The 26,128-nt window shown below is 33.5% G+C and carries 28 protein-coding genes; 16 read left to right on the forward strand and 12 right to left on the reverse strand.

Annotated elements, in window-relative coordinates; all coding sequences use genetic code 11:
* Positions 1 to 2 precede the first annotated feature (2 nt).
* From ACNI3C_RS06950 to ACNI3C_RS06975, 6 genes are all read right to left on the reverse strand, one after another.
* Positions 3 to 1,274: a restriction endonuclease subunit S gene (locus ACNI3C_RS06950; RefSeq protein WP_419769090.1), complete on the reverse strand. Its 1,272-nt coding sequence runs from the start codon at positions 1,272 to 1,274 to the stop codon at positions 3 to 5.
* Positions 1,264 to 4,257, reverse strand: coding sequence for a type I restriction endonuclease subunit R (locus tag ACNI3C_RS06955; protein WP_419769091.1), 2,994 nt, complete (start codon positions 4,255 to 4,257; stop codon positions 1,264 to 1,266). Before ACNI3C_RS06955 ends, ACNI3C_RS06950 begins: the two co-directional genes overlap by 11 nt.
* 76 nt (positions 4,258 to 4,333) lie before the next feature.
* Positions 4,334 to 5,641 (reverse strand): hypothetical protein, encoded by a 1,308-nt coding sequence (locus ACNI3C_RS06960; RefSeq protein ID WP_419769092.1) that lies wholly within the window; start codon positions 5,639 to 5,641, stop codon positions 4,334 to 4,336.
* A 312-nt stretch (positions 5,642 to 5,953) separates the two neighbouring features.
* Entirely contained in the window at positions 5,954 to 6,652 is a 699-nt protein-coding gene (locus ACNI3C_RS06965) for a helix-turn-helix domain-containing protein (protein WP_419769093.1), read from the reverse strand.
* A 143-nt stretch (positions 6,653 to 6,795) separates the two neighbouring features.
* Positions 6,796 to 6,996, reverse strand: coding sequence for a hypothetical protein (locus ACNI3C_RS06970; RefSeq protein WP_419769094.1), 201 nt, complete (start codon positions 6,994 to 6,996; stop codon positions 6,796 to 6,798).
* A gap of 380 nt (positions 6,997 to 7,376) precedes the next feature.
* Complete coding sequence (locus tag ACNI3C_RS06975; protein ID WP_419769095.1) at positions 7,377 to 8,003, reverse strand: transposase; 627 nt, start codon at positions 8,001 to 8,003, stop codon at positions 7,377 to 7,379.
* Between the two features lie 92 nt (positions 8,004 to 8,095).
* On the opposite strand from ACNI3C_RS06975, the gene ACNI3C_RS06980 reads away from it, so the two are divergent.
* The 8 genes from ACNI3C_RS06980 (at position 8,096) to ACNI3C_RS07015 (ending at position 12,692) form a co-directional block, all read left to right on the forward strand.
* On the forward strand, positions 8,096 to 8,821 hold the full coding sequence (locus tag ACNI3C_RS06980) for a DUF4198 domain-containing protein (RefSeq protein ID WP_419769096.1): 726 nt from the start codon (positions 8,096 to 8,098) through the stop codon (positions 8,819 to 8,821).
* A gap of 1 nt (position 8,822) precedes the next feature.
* Positions 8,823 to 9,416: a cobalt transporter CbiM gene (cbiM, locus tag ACNI3C_RS06985; protein WP_419769097.1), complete on the forward strand. Its 594-nt coding sequence runs from the start codon at positions 8,823 to 8,825 to the stop codon at positions 9,414 to 9,416.
* A gap of 1 nt (position 9,417) precedes the next feature.
* Positions 9,418 to 9,834 carry a hypothetical protein gene (locus tag ACNI3C_RS06990; protein WP_419769098.1) on the forward strand — a complete coding sequence of 139 codons (417 nt, stop codon included), beginning with the start codon at positions 9,418 to 9,420 and terminating at the stop codon, positions 9,832 to 9,834.
* Positions 9,827 to 10,468 (forward strand): energy-coupling factor transporter transmembrane component T family protein, encoded by a 642-nt coding sequence (locus ACNI3C_RS06995; protein ID WP_419769099.1) that lies wholly within the window; start codon positions 9,827 to 9,829, stop codon positions 10,466 to 10,468. The genes ACNI3C_RS06990 and ACNI3C_RS06995 overlap by 8 nt, the downstream gene beginning before the upstream one ends.
* The gene (locus tag ACNI3C_RS07000; RefSeq protein ID WP_419769100.1) at positions 10,465 to 11,118 is read left to right on the forward strand and encodes an energy-coupling factor ABC transporter ATP-binding protein; all 654 of its coding nucleotides are present in this window, start codon (positions 10,465 to 10,467) and stop codon (positions 11,116 to 11,118) included. The genes ACNI3C_RS06995 and ACNI3C_RS07000 overlap by 4 nt, the downstream gene beginning before the upstream one ends.
* 32 nt (positions 11,119 to 11,150) lie before the next feature.
* Positions 11,151 to 11,927, forward strand: coding sequence for an arylamine N-acetyltransferase family protein (locus tag ACNI3C_RS07005; RefSeq protein WP_419769101.1), 777 nt, complete (start codon positions 11,151 to 11,153; stop codon positions 11,925 to 11,927).
* A 79-nt stretch (positions 11,928 to 12,006) separates the two neighbouring features.
* Entirely contained in the window at positions 12,007 to 12,501 is a 495-nt protein-coding gene (locus ACNI3C_RS07010; RefSeq protein WP_419769102.1) for a hypothetical protein, read from the forward strand.
* Positions 12,501 to 12,692 carry a YwbE family protein gene (locus tag ACNI3C_RS07015; protein ID WP_419769103.1) on the forward strand — a complete coding sequence of 64 codons (192 nt, stop codon included), beginning with the start codon at positions 12,501 to 12,503 and terminating at the stop codon, positions 12,690 to 12,692. Before ACNI3C_RS07010 ends, ACNI3C_RS07015 begins: the two co-directional genes overlap by 1 nt.
* Here ACNI3C_RS07015 and ACNI3C_RS07020 read toward each other — a convergent pair whose 3' ends face one another.
* The 3 genes from ACNI3C_RS07020 to ACNI3C_RS07030 form a co-directional block, all read right to left on the reverse strand.
* Positions 12,693 to 13,328: an N-acetyltransferase gene (locus ACNI3C_RS07020; protein WP_419769104.1), complete on the reverse strand. Its 636-nt coding sequence runs from the start codon at positions 13,326 to 13,328 to the stop codon at positions 12,693 to 12,695. It lies immediately after the preceding gene.
* A 113-nt stretch (positions 13,329 to 13,441) separates the two neighbouring features.
* The gene (locus tag ACNI3C_RS07025) at positions 13,442 to 14,425 is read right to left on the reverse strand and encodes an endonuclease/exonuclease/phosphatase family protein (protein ID WP_419769105.1); all 984 of its coding nucleotides are present in this window, start codon (positions 14,423 to 14,425) and stop codon (positions 13,442 to 13,444) included.
* Positions 14,422 to 15,234: a DUF234 domain-containing protein gene (locus tag ACNI3C_RS07030; RefSeq protein WP_419769106.1), complete on the reverse strand. Its 813-nt coding sequence runs from the start codon at positions 15,232 to 15,234 to the stop codon at positions 14,422 to 14,424. The genes ACNI3C_RS07025 and ACNI3C_RS07030 overlap by 4 nt, the downstream gene beginning before the upstream one ends.
* Before the next feature lie 169 nt (positions 15,235 to 15,403).
* Here ACNI3C_RS07030 and ACNI3C_RS07035 point away from each other — a divergent pair, with 169 nt between their 5' ends.
* Both ACNI3C_RS07035 and ACNI3C_RS07040 read left to right on the forward strand, forming a co-directional pair.
* Entirely contained in the window at positions 15,404 to 16,480 is a 1,077-nt protein-coding gene (locus ACNI3C_RS07035; RefSeq protein ID WP_419769107.1) for an FkbM family methyltransferase, read from the forward strand.
* Between the two features lie 127 nt (positions 16,481 to 16,607).
* The gene (locus ACNI3C_RS07040; protein ID WP_419769108.1) at positions 16,608 to 17,222 is read left to right on the forward strand and encodes a hypothetical protein; all 615 of its coding nucleotides are present in this window, start codon (positions 16,608 to 16,610) and stop codon (positions 17,220 to 17,222) included.
* Between the two features lie 52 nt (positions 17,223 to 17,274).
* Here the strand turns inward: ACNI3C_RS07040 and ACNI3C_RS07045 are convergent, their stop codons facing one another.
* Complete coding sequence (locus ACNI3C_RS07045) at positions 17,275 to 18,432, reverse strand: MFS transporter (protein ID WP_419769109.1); 1,158 nt, start codon at positions 18,430 to 18,432, stop codon at positions 17,275 to 17,277.
* A gap of 100 nt (positions 18,433 to 18,532) precedes the next feature.
* Positions 18,533 to 18,805 carry a DUF1294 domain-containing protein gene (locus ACNI3C_RS07050; protein WP_419769110.1) on the reverse strand — a complete coding sequence of 91 codons (273 nt, stop codon included), beginning with the start codon at positions 18,803 to 18,805 and terminating at the stop codon, positions 18,533 to 18,535.
* 902 nt (positions 18,806 to 19,707) lie between these two features.
* Here ACNI3C_RS07050 and rpsL point away from each other — a divergent pair.
* The 6 genes from rpsL to ACNI3C_RS07080 all read left to right on the forward strand — a co-directional run bounded on the left by rpsL (position 19,708) and on the right by ACNI3C_RS07080 (position 25,790).
* A complete protein-coding gene (gene rpsL / locus ACNI3C_RS07055) occupies positions 19,708 to 20,088 on the forward strand; it encodes a 30S ribosomal protein S12 (protein ID WP_419769111.1) in 381 nt (126 codons plus the stop codon).
* 16 nt (positions 20,089 to 20,104) lie between these two features.
* Positions 20,105 to 20,572, forward strand: a complete 468-nt coding sequence (gene rpsG / locus ACNI3C_RS07060; protein WP_419769112.1) for a 30S ribosomal protein S7 — start codon at positions 20,105 to 20,107, stop codon at positions 20,570 to 20,572.
* Between the two features lie 9 nt (positions 20,573 to 20,581).
* Positions 20,582 to 22,687 (forward strand): elongation factor G, encoded by a 2,106-nt coding sequence (gene fusA, locus ACNI3C_RS07065; protein ID WP_419769113.1) that lies wholly within the window; start codon positions 20,582 to 20,584, stop codon positions 22,685 to 22,687.
* 194 nt (positions 22,688 to 22,881) lie between these two features.
* A complete protein-coding gene (locus ACNI3C_RS07070; RefSeq protein WP_419769114.1) occupies positions 22,882 to 23,298 on the forward strand; it encodes a hypothetical protein in 417 nt (138 codons plus the stop codon).
* A gap of 86 nt (positions 23,299 to 23,384) precedes the next feature.
* The gene (locus ACNI3C_RS07075; protein ID WP_419769115.1) at positions 23,385 to 24,254 is read left to right on the forward strand and encodes an NAD(+)/NADH kinase; all 870 of its coding nucleotides are present in this window, start codon (positions 23,385 to 23,387) and stop codon (positions 24,252 to 24,254) included.
* Between the two features lie 3 nt (positions 24,255 to 24,257).
* Positions 24,258 to 25,790 (forward strand): AAA family ATPase, encoded by a 1,533-nt coding sequence (locus tag ACNI3C_RS07080; protein ID WP_419769116.1) that lies wholly within the window; start codon positions 24,258 to 24,260, stop codon positions 25,788 to 25,790.
* Positions 25,791 to 25,798: 8 nt separating this feature from the next.
* Here ACNI3C_RS07080 and ACNI3C_RS07085 read toward each other — a convergent pair whose 3' ends face one another.
* A complete protein-coding gene (locus ACNI3C_RS07085; protein WP_419769117.1) occupies positions 25,799 to 26,014 on the reverse strand; it encodes a hypothetical protein in 216 nt (71 codons plus the stop codon).
* Between the last annotated feature and the right edge of the window lie 114 nt (positions 26,015 to 26,128).

Consider the following 26,128-nt stretch of genomic DNA (forward strand, 5'->3'; position numbering starts at 1 on the left):
TATTATCCTTTTATATTATTACTTGGAAATAGCTGTTGCATTAGCCCTTTTTTATGCTCTTTTAGTGTTTCTATTTTTTTAGATTGGGCGGTGATAAGGTTATCGATGGAACTTAGGAAATCAGCGATTTTTTGTTGTTCAGGCAATAAAGGGCAGCTAATCAAAACAGATGAAAAAAAAGTCTTGTTTATAATTGGTACAGCATGATTCCCAGCTAGTGAAGCTATTCTTGATGAACTATTTTCTAGAGCTGAATATATAAAATCGTTTGAATATTCATCAAAAGGTACAATAGAATTTATTTGTTGGTTCGTTGCACAATCAAATTTATTTTGTGCGACTTTTCCAATAGTTGAACCTATGCAAACAAATAAAATACTATTTGCTTTAATATGTCTTGTTTGCATAAAACCTTGTTCGCTGAGAGTTGTTTTTGTTGTCGTTATATATCTTGTATCCGAAATATCTGCTGGTGATACGAATAATTTGCTACCGCCATAGTTTTCTAAATTGGCAGTGGCAGGAGTACTTCCTGTGATTATTTCTCCAACTTTACTTAACGGCTTCTCTTCCCACTCCCCATCATTCAAAAACTCAGGGAATCTACGCTTTGGTACTTTTTCGCCATCAGTCGGGAAAAGTTGTTGCGTTAGCCCTTTTTTGTGCTCTTTGAGTGCTTCTACTTTTTTAGATTGGGCGGTGATAAGATTATCGATAGAAGAGAGACAATCAGCGATTTTTTGTTGTTCTTCTAATGTTGCTGGAATTGGAACAAGTAAGCTTGCATACTCATTTCCATTTATGCCTGGTTGTCCACTGCGTGCAGAAGTAATATTGACCCAACTCCAATATTTATCAGTTGAAAGAAAATGAAAAAGTAAATCTGAATTCAATTTTTTCTTATCAGGTTTTACACGAATTAAAAATCCAGCAAAAACTAAAGCACCATCTTCTTTTCTGTATTTGTAGGATTTTCCAACACTTGCACCAGTTCGAGCAAGAACAATATCCCCATCTTCTAAATAATTGTCACTTGTTGCATCAATATCTACTGAAACTTTCTCATTACTCAGATAATATCCATCCACAGAAATATCTGTAATTCGTAAATATGTCGGTAAGTTTTCTGAAAATGGTACCGCTGCCGCGTTTACTCCATAATCTGGATGTTTTAACAAACATTTTCCAAGTGGCTTTTCTTTCCATTCAGGCTCATCTTTAAACTCAGAAAACCTTAGCTCAGGTACGTTACATGTAAGGCTTTTATTCTTCATACGCACTAAGCCCCGATATCTCATGTTCACCCGCTTGTTTTTTAAGAAGCGGTATCAGCTCGTTCATCATCTGTGTCTCTTTTTTGGCTCGCTCTTTCCAGCCAAGCTCTAGCGGAGCAAAGAGGTCGCTTAACATTTCAGCATCAAAGATAAGGCGTGTTAAGGTTATGTCTACAAACTCTTTAAGTGCTTTTTTCTCCAGTCCATAGTTTGCCGCTATCTCATCAATCTTATTGGATGATTTTTTGGCTTTAAAAATTTCGTAGCCTATCTTAATCTCATCCTCATTTAAAACTTCTCCCATTTTAAGAGTTTCTATATAAGCTTTTATATCTTCAACTTCACCCATAAACTTGGCATCTGATTCTATGAGTCCTATGAGTTGCTCTTTATTCATCTTTTGTTTTTCACTTGATGTGCCTGTATATTTGGCGATAAGACTCATGATGTAGTCATAGTCAATTACCGCAGAAGCAAAAAGAACAAACTCAAAATCAAGTTGTTCTATTAAGTCAGAAGCTTCATCTTTGTTTTTCTCTTGCAGTGCTTTTAGCTTTGCCGCTGTTTCAAGATAGACACCTTTAAAAGCTCTAAGGGTATCTTTGGGGATCACTTCCTCGATGGTTTGTTTGTTCTCTTCGGTGAGGTCTGTGTATTGGTCTAGCTGAGTTTTTAGGCGTTGCACCTCTTTGAAGAGATTGATAAATCGTGCTTTATCCTCATCGCCTTGTAGGTTGTTTACCTCTTCAGGGGTATTTTTAAGTCCTTTTGAGGTCATAAAACTCTCTATGGCACTTACCGCATTGTTGAGTTTTTCTATCACAACAGGAGCAGCATCTACAAGCCATATTTTTTTAGCTTGCTCTTTGTCTTTTTTACCTGAAAAAAGTACCATCGCTTTATCTACTTCATCCTCTTGCCCTCTAAAATCTAAGATATTACCATAAGGTTTAGTGTCGTTTAATATTCTGTTTGTTCTTGAAAATGCTTGGATAAGTCCGTGATATTTTAGGTTTTTATCTACATAGAGTGTACTCAGATACTTAGAATCAAATCCAGTCAGAAGCATATCAACTACGATGGTTATATCTATCTTGTTTTTATGAGGGTAATCTTGGTTTGAGTATTGTTGGTCTTTGATGCGCTGTTGTACATCTTGATAATATGCATCAAAGTTGTTGATGTCGTGGTTTGTACCGTACTGAATGTTATAATCGTTGATAATCTCTATGAGAGCTTTTTTCTTTTCATTTGGTTTGACAGAGTTGTCCGCTTTTTCTTGGGGTAAATCCTCTTCGAGTTGTTCGATGTCTTTTTTGTTGGTTGAGTTTGGGTCAAGCACTTGCACAGGCGGAGAGAATACACAAGCGATATTAAGAGGCATAAAGCTCTCATCTTGTGTTTTTTGCTCTGCTTGAATCTCTTTAAAAAGTCTATGGTACTCTATAGCATGGTTGATAGATGATGAGGCTAGGACGGCGTTAAATTTTCTCTCTTGGGTTGCCGCGTCGTGTTTAGCTAAGATGGCTTCTACAACTGCTTTTTGACTGATGGTATTGTTTGTTTTCACTTTTGTATCTGCTTCGTAATAATCCACATGGAAACGCAAAACATTATCATCGCCTATGGCATGGGTGATGGTGTAGGCGTGCAGTGGTTTTTCTCCTCCAAATATATCTGCAGTAGTCTTGATAGTTTTCTCTTCACCGTTAATCTCTTTGTAGGTAGAGTTTTCTGGGAAAATAGGGGTACCTGTAAAACCAAAAAGTTGAGATTTTGGAAAGAACTCTTTTATCGCTTTATGGTTCTCTCCAAATTGGCTTCTGTGGCACTCATCAAAGATAAATACAACTCGTTTATCACTTAAAGATTCAAGTCTTTTTTTATAGTTGTTTTTATTTGTACCATCAAGTGCAATACCTAGTTTTTGTATGGTTGTAACGATTACCTTGTCGCTATAATCATTTGAGAGTAGTCTTTTAACAAGTGTATCGGTGTTGGTATTTTCTTCTACGCACCCTGCCTGAAACTTGTTAAACTCTTCTCTTGTTTGACGGTCTAAATCTTTTCTATCCACTACAAACAGACATTTTTCAATATCAGGGCTATCTTTGAGTAGTGTTGAAGCCTTAAATGATGTGAGTGTTTTACCACTTCCCGTTGTATGCCAGATATAGCCGTTTCCGCAATTTCTATCTATGCATGACACGATGGCTTTAACCGCATAAATTTGATACGGTCGCATCATCATAAGTTTTTGCTCACTCTCTATTAGTACCATATATCTACTTATCATTTCACCTAAAGTACATTTTGATAAAAAGGTTTGTGTAAAATCGTTTAGAAGATGTATTTTTTTATTTTCTTCATCTGCATATTCATAAAGAGGTAAGAATCGCTCATCTGCATTAAAATTAAAATGCTTAGTATTATTGTTTGCAAAATAGTAAGTATTATTTTGATTACTCACAATAAAAAGTTGCATAAAAGAAAGTAGTGTTTTTGTGTAGCCATTACCTATATCATTTTTATATTCTATTATTTGTTGCATTGCACGACGTGTAGATATATCTAAAGTTTTGAGCTCAACTTGCACAAGAGGGATACCATTGATAAGTAGTATCACATCGTATCTGTGATAGCTATTGTCTGTATTCATCCGTAGTTGATTGATAACTTCAAAGCTATTTTTACACCAATTCTTTATATTTACAAGTGTATAGTGTAGTGGGGTACCATCATCTCGTTCAAAAGTGCTGTATTCTCTTAATCGTTTTGAAGCTGTAAAGACATCAGCAGAGATAATCTGATCTATTAGTCTTGAAAACTCTGCATCACTTAGATTGACATAGTTCAGTTCTTGAAATTTTTGTCTGAAATTTTCTTCCAAAGTTTTACGGGTACGAATATCAGGTCTGTATGTATATTTTTGATCAACTAATTTATTAATAAAATTTTGTTCTATGTCATTCTCTTTTATCATGTTTTCCCAGATAGTTTTTATATAAGATTGTTAGTGTATCATTTTTAAATATAATCTATAGTAAAATGAAAGTGATTTATAGTGAATCATTTTTATTTTTTTTTCTTTTAAATGGTTCTTTTTTTACAACATTATCTTTTTTGAAACTAAAATCTAAATCAACTTTTTCATTTACCCTAGGCTCAACAAGAATCTTTTTATTTAACTCTTTAGTATCTTCAATTAATTTACTAAATATATTTTTACCTTTTGAACTTAGTTTTTCTCTAACTTTTTCAAAAATTTCAGTAAATGATTTAACCTCAATGTTTAGGATATTAACTAGTTCCATAAACTTTGATTTAAACCAGTTATTCTCTTGAACTATATATGCAATCTTTTTATCTAAAGTATTTATCTCTTTAGGTACTTTTGCTTTAGTAACTATTATTGTATCAATAGTATTTAGTTGTTCTAAGGTAGATTGATAGGCTTGTTTCAGTTTTTTAGTCTCTTCAATTAATTTATCTATATCTTCCCCTTCATATTGAAGAATATCAGCAACCTTATTTAAACTATTTTCATAGTTGTTTTTAATTTTAGTTTCTTCTTGAAGTTTAGCTTGTAAATCTTCTTGTTTTTGTTTATTTATATCAATGGCTTGTTTTAATTGCCAATGGTTTAACCTTTTATTTTGACCTTTTTGCCCCCTTCTCATAATTAAAGAATTTGCTGTTATATCTTGGATAGTACTTAGATCACTTTTACATAGCCTAACATTTTTGCCTTTAGTAGGATCAAATTTTGAGAATACTACATGAGCATGGTAATTTATATAAGTTTCTTTATCTGTTGTATTAAACTCTTTGGTAAAGGCTTCATCTTCATAAAACTTTTTAGTTACATCATCATAATAAATATCTCTTGCTGGAGCATAAGAAATTATCTTATCTGATACATCTTCATAAGTTCTAGTATCATAAAACTTTAGATTAGTAGCATCATGCCATAGATGGTTAATATCAAGGTTATTATCTAAAAACTTAAGGTAAACACCTTCATCTTTATGTACTGATATTTGAAGTGGTTCAAAGGCTTTTGTGTTAAATTGTTCTTGTAGGTTTTTAAATAACTGTTTTACATCTTCAATGGTATGGTGTGAAAGTAGATTAATAACAGCTTCTTGGTAAAAGTTATCAATAGCCTTTTGTTGCATAGATCTATTTGTAAGCTCTTTACCTAAAGTTTTTGCTTTGTCTAAATATTTATCTAAATCTACCTTACTATTATAATACTCATTTACACTATCATCATGAATTAATAGATAATTTACCTTAGATTTTCTAAAATTATGTTTATAAGAATGATGTTTCATTCCTTGATAATTAAAACTTGCTTTTCTCATATTATGTCCTTATCTTTAAATTATAGACCCTGAGGGTCTATACAAATTGCATCTAGAGTTCTAGTGCGAATTTGCAAATTAGCACTACTACATAGTGAATTTGAAATTTCATTTCTTGAAATTTACAAGCACATACCCATTGGGTGTGTGTCTATATTTAGAAAATAAAATAAATTCATTTCAAACCTTCCTTTTTTCTATGAATGAATTCTTGTATTTTTCACTTTTACACGATTTTTCAACTTGTTGGAAAATGTGTGTAGTGTGAGTAGAAAAGTTCATTCACAAATGATTATTTGACCGAACACTATACTAAGCAGTATTTTTAGACCTAAAATCTTTATAATTTTGCATAGTAAACTTATGACCTTTTAGTAAATTGACTTTAATAGTATTTTTATGCATTTCAATTGACTTAGTAGCATATATTCCTATTGTATTGAGGTATAGATAAAACTCATCAAAATATTTATTTAGTTCATCTTCATCAATATAAGATTGATGATTCAAGTTGTTCACACAAGTTGAATCATTTAATTGTTCACATTGTGACTTTTCACTTAATTTAGGTTGTTCACATTGTGAACTTTTTGATTTTCTTTTTCTTTTTTCTGATTCATAATTTCTAACATCTTGATATTCTTTTTGATATTTATTTCCAACTTCTATAATTTTCCTTTCTAATTTTGCTAAGTCTTCTTTATTTAAATTTTTATATTCAAATGTATATTTATCAAGTTCTTTTATATTTATTAAATATGCAGTTGAAGTATGCCTTTTGTTTGAATTGTCTGCATATCTTTTTGTACGCTTTATAAGTTTTAAATTTTCTAAGGTCTTTAAGTGATATAGTAGGGCAGTCTTTTTTACACTTGATTTGAATGATAAGGTACGAATAGATGGAAAAGCAAAGCCATTATCATCAGCAAAATCTCCAATTGGAAGTAAAATGCTTTTTGCTGAAGATGGTAATATTGTATTAAGTACTTTTGCAGTTACTAGTAATGACATATTATGTGTCCTTTATTAATTAAATATATTTAATCAAGAACAAGCATATTTTTATTATAATATTCATGTTCATGACAACTATGTTTTGAATACACGGCTCTTCTTTCTTAAAAAATTTCTCGATCGATTAAGAGAGTTGAGTTTTATGAAACTCTATTATGTTGCATTTGTAAACTAATCCATTCAGTAACTTCTTTTTGTGAATATAGTTTTGTTTTAGTATTTGCTAATCTAAAACTTTGTGGAAAAGTTTTATCTGTTTTGATATCCTCGTAAAATTTTCTAGTTGACACATTTAGTAGATTACATACTTCTTTTATTTTAAGTAATTTATCATTTTCCATTTGATTATTTTCCTTTCTTTTTTATCTGTTTTGAGAAGTTTAGTTTAATTTTTGAGAATTGACAATAAAAAGTAAGAGTCCCTATAAATGGGATTTTTATTAAGAAAATATATTGTTTTTTGGCGTTATGTTTTTATATATTTAATATTAATTTATATATAATAAAATTAAAGATTGATGAATTTTTTAAAAATTATAAACTTAATAAGAAATCTTAATTTTTAAAATTAATTAAATATTTATAATTACTGGCAGGTATAAAATTATACGGTATTTTTTACGGTACTATAAAATTCTATTTTAATTAAAGTTCTTATTTTAGGTACTTATCTTAATATAATTGAGTTCCAAATTGTGGATGTCAAGGTTATGCCTAAAGATTAAGCCCAACAGAGTTTAAGAAGAGTCTCTTCTTGAACTTCTTTTACGTGATTAAATTTAAACTCAATCTCTTTTAAATAGTAGATAAAATTCCCATTCTCAACCCCTTTGTATTTTTTTAACGCACTTTCAAAATAGGACCAAAAATCATTGATTAATGAGTGTTTGCTCTCTAACTTTGCAATCTTATGTAAAAACAAAAATTTGGATAAATCTTTTTCATTGTTGTCATAATTGGTGAATTTTTGAAGTGAAGGCAACATCAGATTATAGATTTTATTCTCATAAGTAAAGGTTAAAAAATTTTCTCCCAAATGAGTGGGACTCTTTTTATAGATATACTCATCATACTCACTGGAAGCGGTTTTCTTATTTTGATACTGTTCATCGGCATATCGAATGATTAAAGCTCTGTAACGTTTGTATTGGTTTAATACTGTTACATAGTTAAGGTTGAGTTGATGTGCAGTTTGTAAAGCAGTAGAGTCATTGCAAAAGTGTTTAATGATCTCTTTTTGTTGCTTAAATTTTTTAAGAGAGTATTTTCTCTTGCAAGCAGCACATTTAATGTGGCCATTGTTAAGTTGATAAGTCTGTCTGGCATGACAGTAGATACATGAATGCATTTTCAGTCCCAAAAGTATATAAGAAATATAAAAATTTATTTTACTGTAAAAAGCATAAGTTTATAATGTCTCAAATCAAAAAAAGGGTTAAAATGAAAAAATTATTGACTGCACTTATCTTAGCTACTGTTGCTAATGCACATTTTCTTACGTTTATTTCAAATCATGATGTGATTGAGAATCAAAAAGATTCAACGCTGACATTTGATATCTCATTTATTCATCCGTTTGAACAAAGTGGTATGACAATGGAAAAACCTATAGGGGTTTATCTTGATTCTACAAAAACTCCTATTCCTGTGACTCAAACGTCCAAGTTAGACCATAAGTCTTGGAAAGGGGAATATAAAGTTAAAAGACCAGGTATTTATCAATTTTTTGTACAACCAACACCTTACTTTGAACCCAGTGAAGAGAAGTTTATCTCTCATGTACCAAAGTTGATTGTCAGTGGTTATGGACTTGAAGAGGGTTGGGATAAACCCCTTGGTTTGAAATATGAAATCGTACCTTTGGTAAAACCTTTTGGTCTGTATGCCGGCAATATCTTTTCAGGTGTGGTTTTACATAATGGAAAACCAGCAGCAGATACAGAAGTTGAAGTTGAACTTTATAATGAGTTTGGCTTAAAAGCACCCAGCGATGCACATGTGACTCAAGTGGTGAAAACCAATGCCAATGGAGAGTTCAGTTTTGTTATGAACCATAAAGGTTGGTGGGGTTTTGCAGCACTTATTGAAGAGGGTGAACTTAAATACAAAGATGGCAAAAGCTATCCAATAGAAAATGGGGCACTTATTTGGGTGAAGGCGTACTAAAATGCACATTTCAGATGGCGTTATCTCTTTAGAAGCTACGGTGGTGATATCTGCCGTGAGTCTGTTTGCTTTGTACAAATCCGCCAGAGATATTAAAGAGGAGAACATCACTCTTACTGCAGCCATGAGTGCAATGTTTTTTATAGCAACTTTTGTACATATTCCTTTGGGTGTGACCCAAATACACCTTGTTTTAGTGGGCATAATTGGTTTATTGATTGGCTGGAGTTGTTTTTTAAGTATTGCTATTGCACTCATCTTGCAAGCACTTTTGTTGGGCTATGGTGGGGTCGTCTCTATTGGGGTAAATCTTTTTATTATGGCAACTCCTGCTATTATTATTTACTACTTATACCATTTAGAGATAACACAAAAACTCAATGAGAAATTTAAGTTCTTTTTGGTAGGATTTTTGGGTGTTTTTTTCTCAACTCTTTTTTTAACAGGTACGCTGTATTTTTCAAAAGCGGAGTATGAGTGGGCAGCATATACTATTTTTGCTGTTAATTTTATAGCCATGATGATTGAGGGAGTTGTAACGATGTTTTTACTCTCTTTCATTCAAAAAAGCTATCCCCAAATGTTAAAGGCATAAGATGAAAATATTGACACTTTTTTTACTTCTTGTAAGTTTTGTATTTGCGCATAAAATCAATTTGTTTGTCACTTCTGAAAAGAGTAAAATTGATATTTATGCCTATTTTGCTTCGGGTGCACCTTGCCAAAAATGTGGTTTAACCATTAAAAACGGTGAAGAAATAATTCTTAAAGATGTGCTTGATGAAAAGGGTGAATACATTTATACTTCACCGTATGAAAAACTCAACATCAGTATTGATGCAGGCAGTGGGCATTTTGTCTCTCAAACGATTGAGACGGAGAAGTTATCTACTGAAAAAATTGAGGAGCATCAACAAAAAGAGCAAAAGAGTGAGCATTGGAAAATTTTATGGGCATTGTTGATTATGGCAGCGCTTTTTTATATTTTAAAAAGGGTAAAAAAACGTGAGTAATCAGGCCGTTAAGTTAGTTGTTTCATTTATCTATTCGGGCTTTGTTGCGTTTAATGCTTTGCATATTTTTTACCTTTTCCCCATACTTTATCTTTTTTTTATCGATTATAAAGAGGTGCCAAAAATTCTGAAAAAAGTTTTTTTACTGAATTTTTTCATTCTCTTTTTGGTCTTGTTTGTCTATTTCCAAAATGAACAAAAAGCGTGGGAGCTTTTTTTCAGAACCAATCTGATTTTGGGCTTTAATATCACACTCTTTTATAAATCAAAAGGCTACGACATTGTAAGAGGTTTTAATGCCTTGCATTTTCCCAATAAATTTGTCAGTACCTTTTATTTTACGATTTCACTCATTACGTATTTATTGCAAGAGTTTAAAAACATCAAGAATACACTCAAAGTCAGAGGATTTCATTCAAAAAGTACACTCTTCACTTATGAAACCTTTGGCAATATTTTTGGTATGATGTTCATTAAATCAATCAAAAAAGCACACAACATGCAAGAGAGTCTTAAAAGCAGAAGTTTTAATGGGAATATTTACCTTTTAGAGAGCTCCTTGGTGGAACTTAAAGATCTCTTTTTGGTCTTATTTGTGGCAGTTGTAATTTTATTCAAGGTGTTTATGGTATGAGTTGCTCATTGAATTTTCGAGAAGTTGAATATGCGTGTGAAGATAAAACACTCTTTTCAAATGTGGTTTTAAATGTGGGGCATGAAGAGAAAGTTGCTATCATTGGTCCCAATGGTTGTGGGAAAAGTACCTTACTTAAAATTGCCGCAGGACTCATTTGTCCTACCGCAGGTTTTGTGGAGATTTTTCACAATAAAATCAACGATTTAAAAGATTTTAAAAGTCATCGAGCAAATATTGGTTATTTGCCTCAAGATGTATCCAACCATTTTTTATGTCCTACGGTCATTGAAGATGTCATTTTTGCCCTTCGAGCTAAGGGAGAGAGCAAAGAGGATTCCATAGAAAAAGGGATGATGCTTTTGGATGAATTGGGAATTTTACACTTAAGAGATCGTATCATATTTGAACTCAGTGGCGGAGAGCAAAAGATTGTGGCACTTGCAGGTTTGCTTATTTTAGAACCAAAGATTCTACTCTTAGATGAACCAACAAATGCCTTGGACGAAGAGGCAGAAGCAAAAATTATTACCATATTAAATCGTTTGAAGAAATCGATGATTATTGTATCTCACCATAAAAGTTTTATTGAGAGTTTAACGCCTACGATTTATAAACTCAATGCCCTTGGTTTAACTAAAGTTCAATAAGCTATAATTTCAAAAACGGTAAGGTTTTGAGTATGCTTCAAATTGAAAAAATATTAGAAAGAATCGCATTAACCCCTGATATACAAAACTATAAACCCACGCTTGAAACGCTTAAACTTCTCATGAAACACTATTTGCTTTATGTCCCTTATGAAAACTTAGATTTTGTGCTCAACAAAGAGTTCAGTGCCAATATTTTAAACATATATGAGAAAATCGTTTGCAACAATCGAGGCGGAATCTGTTATGAATCCAATACGCTTTTTGCTTATTTGCTCAAAACCTTAGGTTTTAGTGTTCAAATGATTTTGGCAAAAGTCGAAGACTTAACCTACATTGGATATGACTATCCTCATTTGGCATTGCTTGTAAAACTGGAGAATGAAGAGTATTTGGTTGATGTCGCCAATGGTCAAAATGTGCGTGAACCCATGCCCTTACATGATGAAAACTATATCAGTGTGGCAGAAAACAATGAGTATAAAATAAGAAACGCCAATGAGGAGTATGTGCTTTTAATCAATCATAAACACAAAGGTTGGCATCCCAGATACCATTTTACAAAAGAGGTCAAACGTGTGGCCGATTTTGCCCACATTTTTGAAGGTAAAAATTATGAAAAATTTTCAAATCATGCACCTCTTCTTGTGACACGTGCGTTAAAAGATGGAAGAGTTACTTTGACAAACAATACCGTTCATTTAAAAAAAGATGGTGAAAAAAAATCTTGGGAGATAACGGAAAAGAGTCGCAATAAAATCTTAAATGAGTATTTTGATATCAATTTAAACAAAAGAGACAGCCATTAATTGCTACATTCAATTCAATAGCGCTTTAAAACAGAGCAAATTTTGATATACTTCCAGATACAAATACAATCGGAGTAGCATGAATTTTATTGACTTAGATGAACAAACACAACAACAATTGCATAAAGATATCTTAGAAAAAGCCAACACTCTTGGCGGAAAAAACTTTTTTCTTCAAATGATTGAAGAGATTAAAAAAGAGAAACCCAACCCTATTTTAAATAAGAGTGCGGCATGCCACTTCTCAAAAGGAAAACTCTCTTGGGAAAAATCAATTTTCAAAGAGACCTACAATACTCTTTTTTCTGCCATGCAAAAAGAGGAACGTGATGGCGACATGCTCAATGGTTTAAAACCCAAAGAGTATCAAGCGACGTTAAATATGATGAAAACACTTAAGCCTGTTATTATTACAGTTAAACCCAAAAATGAAGAAGCCAAAGGTTTCTCTTTTCCTATTTTAGATACGAGTGTTGAGAAAAATACTAAAGTGTCGATGTTGTTTAAAATCATCTTTTTTTATCATATTGATTTTGCCAAAGATATTTTAAGTTATACGCACAAAGAGCAATAATGGATCCTAAAAAACGATTTGATATCAAACAAGGACTCAAAGTCAATATTGTCTTAAAAGCAGACCAAAGAAGTGGGAAATTGACCTCTGGAGTGGTGAAAGATATTTTAACCAATTCACCCAGTCATCCTCATGGGATAAAAGTTCGGCTCACCTCTGGTGAAGTTGGACGAGTTCAAGAGATTTTATAATTATTTGTTGATTTCATCTACTTTTTTAGACAACAGATCAAAGTGATATTTATCTGAAAATTCATCCAAAGAATTTTTAAAAATATCGGATCTTTTCTCTTCGAGTTGTGTCCCATTGTTTTTAAGTTTCTTATATATCTCTAAAATGGATTCATCACTTAACTCATCCAAAGAGGCCTCTTGAACGATTTTTGGTATCTCATCTATGGATTGTTCAGGCATCTTATAATCACAATAGTATTGCCCAGAATCATTAATTCCCCAATACTCTAACCCCAATTTATTGTAAAAGCCTAAAGATGAAGAGACACAATACATTCTAAAACGCCGAACGGGTTGTTTGGCAACGGTTTTGAAAATGTGTTCTAAGAGTATTTGGGCATACCCTTTATAACGAAAGAGTTTAGGAGTAAGAAGATTGTGGATGGTTAAATATTCGTTGTCTTTAGAGATATGGTAGAACAAATAACAGAGGTGTTCGTCATCTTCTTTGAGTGCCAAAGGAGGAAATTTTGTCCAACTGTAATAGTTATCCCACCAATCTAAGCAGTGTTTGCTGAAATTCAGACTGTCAAAATCTTCAATAGTTTGTGCTGAGGTTAAAAACTCTTCACGAGTGAGTTCCACTATTTCCATTATTGCCCTTTTGGTTGAAAAAATGCCATAATAAATGAATAGGAGGACTTAAAGAATTCAATAATATGTTTTCAGTTTAGTGCAATTGGGCAAAAATGTCAAACTTAAAGTGGTTATTTATTATACAAAACTTCACAAACCACTTGGGCATGGTCGCTTTGAAGCAGGGAACCATTTTGGTTCTTTTGTAAATGTGCATCGAAGATTTCATACGAAGTAACAGGGGCAATACACTCTTTTTTCTGTGGATGAAATGCCCGTGAGACAAAAATATAATCCAATACATTGCCATGGGCTTGGTAATAACTTGTAGGAGTGCGTTTAAGCTCTTTTTGTTCGGGATGAGGATTATAGATTTTATGTTCTAAGAGATTGTACGCATCGTATAAAAGTAAATTGTCTTTTTTGGCCTCTTTGGTGTAGTAACTTTTATTGCTGAGTGCATCAATGGTAATGGAAAACTCTTTATCGTTCAAATCACACATTAAAATCACAGGCAGTTTCTCTTTTTTAATATCAAAAAAAAGGGCAGTGGCTTCTTGAAGTCTCTGCTTTAATGCAGGGGAGTAACCATTTTTTAACGCATTTTTGGTAACCTCTTTTTTCTTTAGGAGGGTATCGGTTTTTTTAAAAACATACTCAAACTCATTGAGACGGTTGGATTTTAAATGACACACATAAACCCAAAGCTCTTCTTGGTTGGGCAAAACAATATGCGCTTTAATGGGAAGCCTTGAAAACTGGAAATCGTTTTTACTTTTAGTAGAATCAATGGCAATTTTTTGCAGTTCTTTAATGGGATATTTTGAAGCAATTGCTACGACAGTGCTCATAAAAACACTATTGTTTTCTAGCTTTGCACAATCGGTTGTTTGAAAATAGGTAAATCCCAACTCTTTGACAAGCTCTTCTAAAACATGCGCTGAAAAAACTTCTTGGAAGCCAATAATATCACAATCCATTTGAGAAATTTGTTGTTTTATCCAACTTTTTTTGCTCTCAAACTCCTCTTTTGTGAAACGATCTTTTTTAATATACCATGAAAAAGGGGGTGCCACAAATTGGAAAAGGTTAAAGGTACCTAAACGCAGTTTCATTGAGCCACTAAAATCTTTAAATTTCTTGGAGTATAAAGACGCACCGTTTCATTTTTCATCGCTTTTAATTCGCTTGAAAACCCTGCTTTTGAGAAGAGTATAAAAATGTCAGGCGTCATTTCTATGTTTTTTGCCACCTCTTTGAGTTTGTTCAGTTCACTTTTTTTGATTTTATTGTGAGTATATTTGCATGAACCTATAATTTTTTTGCCCGATTGGGTTTTACCTATGATAGAGAGTTCATCTTGACTGTCCCAATAACGCCCCAGTTTTTTAATTTTATCTTCGGTGAAACTCAACTTGATAAACTCATGACAAAGTTGTTCAAAAACCACATCGGTAAACTCATCGGCTCTTTTATCAAAAGTGTCATAAAACTCTTTATACTCCCCTTTTTTAATGCCTTGAAATAAAGGTGAAATAAAAGCAAACCAAAATCGCAAATAAGGCGAAGTAAAAAGCAGTTTTTCAGAGACTTCATACTCTTCATTTTGGTCAGTCAAATGTTTTTGCGAGGTCTCAATTTTAATGAGGTTACTTTTGACCAACTCATCCACACACTCCATGCCGTTATCAAACGAAATTTTTGCGCGTTTAAAGGCGGCATTGGTTCTTCTGTCACTTAATGCAATGGCCGTTAAAAGTGAGTGTAAAACGGTATCCCCGTTGGTCAGTTGGCTGATGTCGTTTCGTAAAAATCGATATTTGTTTAAAATGACCGTTTCAATGAGTTCTAAAAGAGGTCGAGACATATCAATTTTGACATCAAGTCCGCCAAAAACAGCAAAATATTTGATGGCTTCATCCATATCTTTTGGATTGTTTTCTTTGCAAAATGCACTGAATTGTTGTTGAATTGAGAGTCTGTTGAGTATGATGGTAAAGCCTTTAAATTTTTATAATGCGCATTATAGCATTGTAATATGTAAATACAGATTTGGCTATACTTTCAAATACCAAAAAAGAGGAAAAGCCATTTTGCATCTTATCGATTTTGATTATATCAATGAAACACAACGTGCCTTAGTTGAAGAGTTTATTCACTCAACCAAGCGTAAAAAATATATTTTAGGCATCAATAAATTTACCAAATCGGTTTTAAAATATGTGGAAGTGGATGGCATCATTGATGATTTTACTCGTGTGCAAAGTTCAAGAAAAAAAGAGATACTGCAAATTCAAGATGTTCCAAAAGATGCGCTTATTTTAGCCGTAGCCATGGGAAGTCCACAAGAAGTTAAACGCACATTGGATGCGTTGGGGTTTACTCACTTCAATTATTTGAGTTTCTATAAATATAGCCCCTTTGATTTAGCCCAACCTCCCTTTATGGAGGATTTTAAAGAGGACTTTTTAGCCAACAAAGAAGTGTATAAAAAAACTTACAAGCTCTTAGCTGATGAAACATCAAAAACGGTGTTTGAAAAAGTCCTTAACTTCAAAATCAGTTATGACTTAACTTTTATGCAAGGTTTTACAAACAATCACGAAGCGCAATATTTTGATAAAGAAATTATCCCTGAAATTAAAAACATTCGTTTTGTTGATGGAGGAGGGTATGTGGGCGATACCTTAAAAGAGATTATAAAAAATTACCCCGATTTTAACACAATATACTGCATTGAACCCAATGCCTTGCACATGAATATTGCAAAAAGGGATTTTGGACATATACAAAATATTCATTTCATTAACTGTGGTTTGGGCAATAAAAAAGAGTTGGATACCACTTCTCAAGAAGCTCAAAACAACTGCGACCACCACTACCAAGCGCAAAGTATCAACACGCTTGATAATTTAATCAACGAAAAGGTCGATTTTATTAAACTCGACATTGAAGGAGCAGAACAAGCTGCCATTGAAGGGGCAAAACAAACCATTGTAAACTCACACCCCATTTTGGCCATTTGCATTTATCATAAAGCGCAAGATTGGTATAAGGTGCCTCAAAAAGTACTAGAAATACGAAATGATTACGATATTTACCTCAGACACTACATGGAAGGCATTTACGAAACGGTGATGTATTTTATTCCTAAGAAAGTTATTTCTTAATAATACATCCTTGACAGTTGTTTATGTTGTTATTATTAAATTAAATAAAAAGTAATTTTTTTGATATTTTTTAAATAAAGATTTATATTTTATTTTGTACTATTATCTCTAAATTAAAGGAGATAGAATGAAAATATTAAAATATCTGTTTATTGGTTTCGCCGCAGTTTTTGTTTTGAGTGGGTGTACGGGTGACTATATGTTAAAAGTACCTGACAATAAAATTAAAGCACCGCAGTCAGATAAAGCAACGATTGTATTTATGCGTTCGACTTTTGTATCCAGTGCTTTAGGTGCAACGTTGTATGAAATAAATGATGAAAAACTCTCATTTGTTGGGTTTATACCTAATGGAACAAAAATAGCGTATCAAACAGAACCTGGGAAAAAAGTTTTTATGGCAGTTGGATATGCAGCTGATTTTATGATTGCAAATGTAGAAGCTGGGAAGACATACTATTCAATTGTTCGACCAAATTGGGGAACAGGTGGATTTGCCCCAACTCCCATTCGAACAGATGGGACAACGGATTATAATACTTCTATTCCACAATTTAAAAAGTGGTTAGAGGGAACGGCTTTGTATGAAGTAAAACCCGTAGAGGCAAATGCATGGTTTGAAGAGAATAAAGAGACGTATCAAAAAATATACAAAGAGTATTGGGCAAGATTTCAACAAAAAAGTGCAGATGAAATCGCGCAAAGAACATTGACCTACGCTGATGCATACGTTGTGGAATAAATAAACCAAATAGGGCACACTGTTTGTAGTGTGCCTTATAATTGAAATAAGGTTATACAGAGCCTTTCATGTGATACTTTTTTAAAAAAAGTGTGCAAAGAATTGCCCCTAAAAGTGCCATGCTGGCTCCTACAAGAGAAGGGTAGATGTAACTCAAACCAAATATCAAAGGAATACCACCAAAAAGTGCACCCAATGAATTGGCAACGTTAAACGCCGCTTGCAAAAACGCCGCGCCCAACATGGCAGAGTGTTTGGCACTGTTGATCATAATCATATTAATAGGAGCGCCAATAGACATTGCCAAGGCTCCACAAATAAAGGTGAGAATGATTGAAAACAGTTTGTACTCGGAAAGAAAAAAGACCAAAATAAGGGCAATGACCATAGAGACTAAAAGAAAAATCGCCACTTTGATGGGATTTTTTTTATCGGCTAAATAACCCCCTAAAATATTTCCTACAACCATACCTGCCCCTGCTACAATCATCAAATAAGAGACACTGCTGATATCAAATTTGGACACATGAATCAATAGCGGTGCAATATAACTGAACCAAGCAAACAAGCCTCCAAAACCTACGGCAACAATGGCTAAAATATGCCATGCTTGTATGGTTTTAAAAAACATCAATTCATCTTTGAGTGTCACAGCTCTTAAAGCTTTTTGCTGAGGTAAGAATTGATATAAAAAGAGGATAGTGATAATTCCAATAACAGAAACAATGCCAAAAGCATAACGCCAATGGTAATGGTGCCCAATAAACGTAACAAGCGGAACCATAGCAAGATTGGCAAGGGTTAAACCTGTAAACATTGAAGCAATGGCTTGTGCTGCTTTCCCCTCTTGTGCCAATTTTGCAGCAACTACCGTACCCACACCAAAAAAAGCACCATGAGGTAAACCACTTAAAAATCGTGCCATCATCAGCGTTGAATAATCAGGAGCAACCGAAGATAAGAAGTTAAACAGGGTAAATAAAACCATAAAGGCAATCAAAATATTTTTAGGCGGAAATCGTGCGCTCAGTGCAACCAATATGGGTGCGCCAATGACAACACCAAAGGCATATGCCGAAATCAGATGTCCTGCTACGGGAATTGAGATATTTAAGTCATTTGCAACATCGGGCAGTAACCCCATGATTACAAATTCGGTTGTACCAATACCTAACCCACCTAAAGCCAAAGGAAGAAGTTTTTTTGTCATACATAATATCTTTTTAGAAAGTTAATTTTTGGAATTCTAGTATAATAAGTTTATGCAGAACTTAAACAAAAATATTGGTATGTTACCTCATACCATATGTTTACATAAATTCATACGTGGCTTGAGCATATAAAAACATAATCCAAAACAGAACAATCAGTGTGTGCACAAAAAGAAATGAGGCTTTTCTGACTTTATGATGAAAAAGCATCATAGCAAGTGTGCTTCCAATAAAGCCACCCAAAAAAGAGAGCAGATGAAGAGTTTTTTCACTGATACGATGACGGTTTTTAATGGCAAAATATTTGTCTAATCCAAAGAGGGTAAAGGATAATATGTTTATGAAAAGAAAGAGTATAAATAGTATGTTCATGGGTGAAATTCTATAAGAAATTGGCTTAAGGATTAGGCTTGTAGTTTTATGTATAAAAGATAATATTTTCATAAACACCTAAAGGTCTCCGTACTTCTGACTTTGTATGGACAAAGTAAGCAAAACCACCAACGGCTTCAAAGCCCATTCGGGTTCCCTCACTTATTATTTTTAATTTCTCGCTTGCGGAACTCGTCGAAAAAGTGCGTTTAGCACTTTTCTCTCCTCAAACAGTCCTCAGCTTTTTCCGAAATGAAAAATAAACGTTCGGCTTTTGCAGGGGTTGGAAAAGAGGGATAAGGACATTTGCATTTTGATTGTTAGAGTTCAAAGCTTCTTCTTTATTCAATTTACACAAGATAGTTTGAATACTAGAGATATTACCACATCTGCAGACGCCGAACGTTTATTTTATTCTTTTCAAAACCAGCTCGAAACTGTTTGAGCGTAAGCAAGGTGCTAAATGCACCTTGTAGCGAGTTTTGCAGAGCTGAAAAGAATAAAATAATAAGTGAGGGTAGCTTTGCCGTCGAAGCCCGTGGTGAGTTTTCTTTGCTAACTTTCTTTACGGATAAAGAAAGTGGAAGCGGAAAGCTTTAGCTTTTCAAGAGACGTCCAGTAAAAGTTTCATTTCACAGTCACAGCTTGGTGATGAGGTACTAATATTGATTTTACGAGTTTATACTTACTAATATAAGCCTCTTCTAAGTTCCACTTAAGTATAATCCTGAACTTTTTTAGAAAACTTACATGTTTCTCTAGAATGGTAGTATCGTTTCAACTTTATGTTGAAGTCGCACGAGAAGCATGAGCATTGCTTGAATTGCTCAAACCAAATTAATAGAGAGTCCTACATATCATTAAACATATTACAGATTGCTCTAAAACTATAAAGGGAAAAAATGCCTACTATTAATCAATTGATTAGAAAAGAGCGAAAAAAGGTGATTAAAAAGTCTAAATCACCAGCGTTAGACAAATGTCCACAAAGAAGAGGTGTATGTACAAGAGTATATACAACAACTCCTAAAAAACCTAACTCGGCTTTAAGAAAAGTTGCAAAAGTTAGATTAACTACAGGATTTGAAGTTATTTCATACATTGGTGGGGAAGGTCACAACCTTCAAGAACACTCAATCGTACTTGTAAGAGGCGGAAGAGTTAAGGATTTACCTGGGGTTAAATACCACGTGGTAAGAGGTGCTTTAGATACTGCTGGTGTTGCGAACAGAACTGTTGCAAGATCTAAATATGGTACTAAAAAACCAAAAGCTAAAAAGTAAGTAGAAGGATAATAATATGAGAAGAAGAAAAGCTCCAGTTAGAGAAATAATGGCTGATCCTATCTACAATAGTAAAGTGATCACAAAATTCATAAATGCAATTATGTTAGATGGTAAAAAATCTGCTGCAGAAAAAATTATGTATGGTGCAATTGCTAACTTAGATGCAAGAGGTGAAGAAAAAGGTATTGATCTTTTTGAAAAAGCAATTGAAAACGTTAAACCACTTATTGAAGTAAAATCAAGAAGAGTTGGTGGAGCTACATATCAAGTGCCTATCGAAGTAAGACCAGTAAGAAGACAAACGTTGGCTTTAAGATGGTTGGTTGATGCTTCTAGAAAAAGAAATGAAAGAACTATGGTTGAAAGACTTGCTAATGAGTTATATGAATCAGCAAACGAAAGAGGTTCTTCGTTCAAGAAAAAAGAAGATATGCACAGAATGGCAGAAGCGAACAAAGCATTTGCTCATTACAGATGGTAGGAAACTAAGATGGCAAGACAAACTCCACTTAAACAAGTTAGAAACATTGGTATTGCAGCTCACATTGATGCAGGAAAAACAACAACAACAGAAAGAATTTTATTCTACACAGGTGTTGAACATAAAATCGGTGAGGTTCATGATGGTGCTGCTACTATGGACTGGATGGAACAAGAGCAAGAGAGAGGTATTACAATTACTTCTGCTGCGACAACTTGTCACTGGAAAAACCCAAAGGATGGTTCGGATACAATGATTAACATCATTGACACTCCGGGACACGTTGACTTTACTATTGAAGTTGAGCGTTCTATGAGGGTTCTTGATGGTGCTGTTGCAGTATTCTGTTCAGTTGGTGGGGTTCAACCACAATCTGAAACAGTTTGGAGACAAGCAAACAAATACAGAGTTCCAAGAATGATCTTTGTTAATAAAATGGACAGAACAGGTGCCGATTTCTTCAGCGTTGAAAAACAAGTTGCTGAAAGATTAAAAGCCAATCCTGTTCCTATTCAAATTCCAATTGGTGCAGAAGAAAATTTCAAAGGGATTGTTGATTTAGTTACTATGAAAGCAATCGTTTGGGATGATGACGCAGCAATGGGTTCTAACTATCACGTAGAAGAAATTCCTGCTGATTTATTGGACAAAGCAGCTGAATACCGAGAAAAAATGGTTGAAGCAGCGGCTGAAGCAATTGAAGAGTTAATGGAAAAATACCTAGACGGTGAAGAGTTAACTGAAGACGAAATTATGGCAGGGATTAAAGCAGGTTGTTTAAATATGTCAATCACGCCTATGACTTGTGGAACTGCGTTTAAAAACAAAGGTGTTCAAACATTACTTGATGCGGTTTGTAGATACTTACCAGCTCCAACAGAAGTTGAAGACATCAGAGGTGAAACTCAAGATGGTGAAGCCGTAATCGTTCCTTCTACTGATGAGGGTGAAGTTGCAGCATTGGCATTTAAAATTATGACGGATCCATTTGTTGGACAATTAACATTTACAAGAGTGTACAGAGGTATCTTACAATCTGGTACGTATGTAATGAACTCTACAAAAGACAAAAAAGAGAGAATCGGAAGACTTCTTAAAATGCACGCCATTAAAAGAGAAGAAGTTACTGAATTATACGCTGGAGAAATCGGTGCAGTTGTAGGTTTAAAATATACAATCACAGGTGATACATTGGCGTCTGAAAAAGATCCAGTAATCTTAGAAAGAATGGATTTCCCAGAACCAGTTATCTCTGTTGCGGTTGAACCAAAAACAAAAGCTGACCAAGAAAAAATGGGAATTGCATTAGGAAAATTAGCTCAAGAAGATCCATCTTTTAGAGTAAATACCGATGAAGAGTCTGGTCAAACTATTATTTCAGGAATGGGTGAGTTGCACCTTGAAATTCTTGTAGATAGAATGAAAAGAGAATTTAAAGTTGAAGCAGAAGTTGGTGCTCCTCAAGTTGCTTACAGAGAAACCATTAAAAATGCTGTAAACCAAGAGTACAAATATGCAAAACAATCGGGTGGAAAAGGGCAATACGGTCACGTATTCTTAAAAATCAATCCATTGGCTGATTCTGAAGAAAACTACAAATTCAACAACGAAATCAAAGGTGGAGCAATTCCAAAAGAATATATTCCTGCAGTTGATAAAGGTTGTCAAGAAGCGATGGCAGGTGGTATCCTTGCTGGTTACCCAATGGTTGACATTGAAGTTACGCTTTATGATGGTTCATTCCACGACGTCGATTCATCTGAAATGGCATTTAAACTTGCTGCTTCTATGGGGTTCAAACAAGGTTGTAGAAGTGCTGCTGCACAAGCTGTCATCTTAGAGCCTATCATGAAAGTTGAAGTTGAAACTCCTGAAGATTATATGGGAGATGTTATTGGTGACATCAACAAAAGAAGAGGACAAGTTAACTCAATGGATGACAGAGCTGGTGTAAAACTGGTTGTTGCTATGATTCCATTATCAGAGATGTTTGGTTACTCTACAGACTTAAGATCTATGTCTCAAGGTAGAGCAACTTACTCTATGATTTTCGATAACTACTCAGAAGTTCCAAAAAACGTTTCTGAAGAAATTATCAAAAAGAGAAACGGTTAATCTTTAACCCCATCTCTTAATAAAAAAGCCCAAGGGAACTTGGGCTTTTTTTATGAAAAAAAACCACTTAATTTTATGAAATTTTTTTTATAATGCTTTAACTTGTCTATCTAAGATTAAATAATTTATAATTTGTTTATCTAAACTTAGTTAGAATAGAGTATTATTAAGAAAAAAAAATTAAAAAGAAGCCAATGACAAAAATTCTATTTTCCTTATTACTTTTTTTTATTACATTAAATGCAGCAGATAATGAATCGGCAGTTCCGAGCAGTTCAACTGAATTTGTTCTAAAGAGTTTCTCATTAAAAGATGTTGTTTTACAAAAAAAAGAGAACTACTATACCATTATCTTAGCAACCGTTGAACCCGGTTTAGATTACAATAAATTCATACAAGACAATAAAATTAAGTACAATGCAATTGCGTATCATTTTGGGCAAGAGAATAAATATGTTAAAATTATTTTTGGTGCGTATGAAACCTATGAAGATGCCTTTAATGCGTTAATTCGGCTCGATACAAACCTTTTATCAAATCGCCCTTATGTGGAGAGAGTCAGCAAACATATTCATCTTTTTCATAAATACGACAATGTAATTGAGGATTGATTTGTGCTAAAAAGAGTCAATACTATTGAACAACAAACACTTTGGAAGTCTTTATTAACCGTAAATCTGACAGATGCGAGATTGATGTGAAAACAAGTAAATCATTTGAAAAATTGGATGTTGTTAAAACTGCAGGTATTATTTTAAAACCTAACTCTCCTGAAATAAAAAAGACATACACACAAATAAAAGAGTGCTTTTTAGAAGCAAACATTGACGTTTTACTTGAAGTAAACAGTGCTCAAATGATTGGTGAAGAGCAAGGGTATGATTTTAAAGCACTCTGTACCCAAGCTGATTTTTTGGTCTCAGTAGGTGGCGATGGTACACTGATTTCAGTTGTAAGAAGAAGTTTTCAATTCGATGTCCCTGTATTAGGAATTCATTTAGGAACATTGGGATTTTTAACCGATATTATGCCCGAAGAGTTGCCAAATTTTTTAGCAAAACTCAAAAAGGGCATCTACAGAATTGATCATCGAATGATGATAAAAGGCAGTGCCAATATCAATAATTTTGTCGCGTTTAATGACATTGTGATTACACGAAAATCGATTTCAAGTATGCTTCGAGTAGATGCAAAAATCAATGGAAAACTCTTTAACAGTTATTATGGTGATGGTCTTATTATATCTACACCAACGGGTTCAACGGCGTATAACTTATCTGCAGGTGGTCCAGTTGTATTTCCTTTAACAGATGCGTTTATTGTAACGCCTGTTGCTCCTCACAGCTTAACACAACGCCCTTTGGTATTACCCGCAGATTTTGAAATAGAGTTTCATGTCACAGACAGTTTGGGTGCCGTAGTCATTGTTGATGGACAAGACATTTACGAAATAGATGAAAATGAGAGTGTCAAAATAGAAATTGCTTCCAAAAAAGCAAAATTGATTCATCGTCAAGAGAGAAACTATTTTGAAGTACTCAATAAAAAACTTCAGTGGGGAAATTAAATTATGATCAGCAGAGTCTATTTTGAAGATTTTTTATCATTTGAAAAGGTTGAATTGGAGTTTGAAAAAGGTTTGATTGTTTTTACAGGACCAAGTGGTGCAGGTAAATCAATCTTGATGGACTCTTTTTTATCGTTATTTGCCTACAAAGAAGCACGGGCAAATATTGGGGAGATAATTATTGAGAATTCGCCGGTAGAAAATGAAGCATTTATGATTGCAAAAGGGGATGATGTTGTCATAAAAGCCACCAAAAAAGATAAAGTGCGTTATTTTCTGAATAATCAAATGGTCTCTAAAAAAAATCTCTCTGATTTTTCTCAAACCATTGTTAAGTTTTTGCACTTAAAAGATACCAGCGATTTTGAAAGTGCCCGACTCATAGAGTTTTTAGATAAGTTTCTTCAATGCAACGATGCAGCCTACAATCAATTGAAAACATCTTTTGAAAACAGTTATTTAGAGTACAAGCAAGTCCAAGAGCGACTTGAAAAAATCAAAGCCGATGAAAAAAAGATTGAAGACTTAAAAGAGTTTACTCAATTTGAAATTGAGAAAATCGCCTCCATTGATCCAAAAGTTGACGAGTATGAGGAGTTAAATGCCATCAAACGAAATTTATCGAAAAAAGATAAAATTCAAGATGCCATTAATGCCGCTTCAGGTGTTTTTGCTTTTAATACGTCAGTTTCAAATGCTTTGGACCTTTTAGAAGTGGATTCTGGTTTTTTTGATGAAGCCATTAATGAGTTAAATAATCAGTTTGAAAAATTCAATGATTCTTTAAGTGAGTTAGAAGAGCTTGACATTGAATATGTTTTAGATCGAATCGAAAAACTCTCTTCACTACAAAAAAAGTTTGGCTCAATTCAAGAGGCGTTAAACTATAAAAAACAAAAAGAAGATGAGTTAGAGGGGTATGAAAATATCTCTTTTGAGAAATCCATTTTAGAAAAAAATGAAAAAGAACTCAATAAAGAGGTCAAAGAGCTTGCGTTGGAAATCTCAGCCAAAAGAGTTGAGTCTTCAAAACATTTAGAGAATAAAATCAACCACTACTTAAAACATTTGTATTTAAGTAATGCAAAGATTCATTTGATTGAAAAAAGTGTCGATATAACGGGTATTGACCGTGTTGAGTTTGAACTCAATGGCGTGAGTTTGGAGACCATCAGTTCCGGTGAATTTAACCGACTTCGACTGGCACTTTTAACCTCAATCAGTGAGTTTGAGATTGTCAGTAACGGCATACTTTTTTTAGATGAAATTGATGCAAATTTAAGTGGAAAAGAGAGCAAAGCCATTGCTACAGTATTGGCTACATTGGCAAAAAGTTATCAAATTTTTGCAATTTCTCATCAACCTCAATTAACAGCCACTGCCGATCAACACTTTTTTGTAGATAAAATTGCGGGAAAATCAACGGTGCGAAAACTCAATAAAGAGCAAAGAATTGATGAAATTGCACGGATGATAAGCGGTGAAAACATCTCATCAGATGCCAAACAGTTTGCAAGCAATTTGCTCAGTGAGTAGGTACTTTTTTATAAAAAATTATCGGTATTGAGTTTGGAATCAATCTCTATAAACTCTTCTTTTTCGATGAGATTAAAATCGTGAGTATGACACGATTTGGCTTTTAATAACGCAATTACCTCGTTGGCTTTTAAAATGGCATCACTTTTTGTTTTGCAATGAAACGCTAAGGGAATCTCTAGTTTTTTTGTGCAATTGCACTCTCTTTTTAGTTTAACTGTCATCTGGGTATTATAACTTCTTTTTTTTATAAAAAATTTAAAAAATAACTAAATCACAAATTTGACTCATAAGTGAATTTTAAGATACAATCAATCTACATAGAATTCTATGATCTA

Source organism: Marinarcus sediminis (SeqCode), assembly GCF_048571275.1.
In the GTDB taxonomy this organism is placed as follows: Bacteria; Campylobacterota; Campylobacteria; order Campylobacterales; family Arcobacteraceae; genus Marinarcus; species Marinarcus sediminis.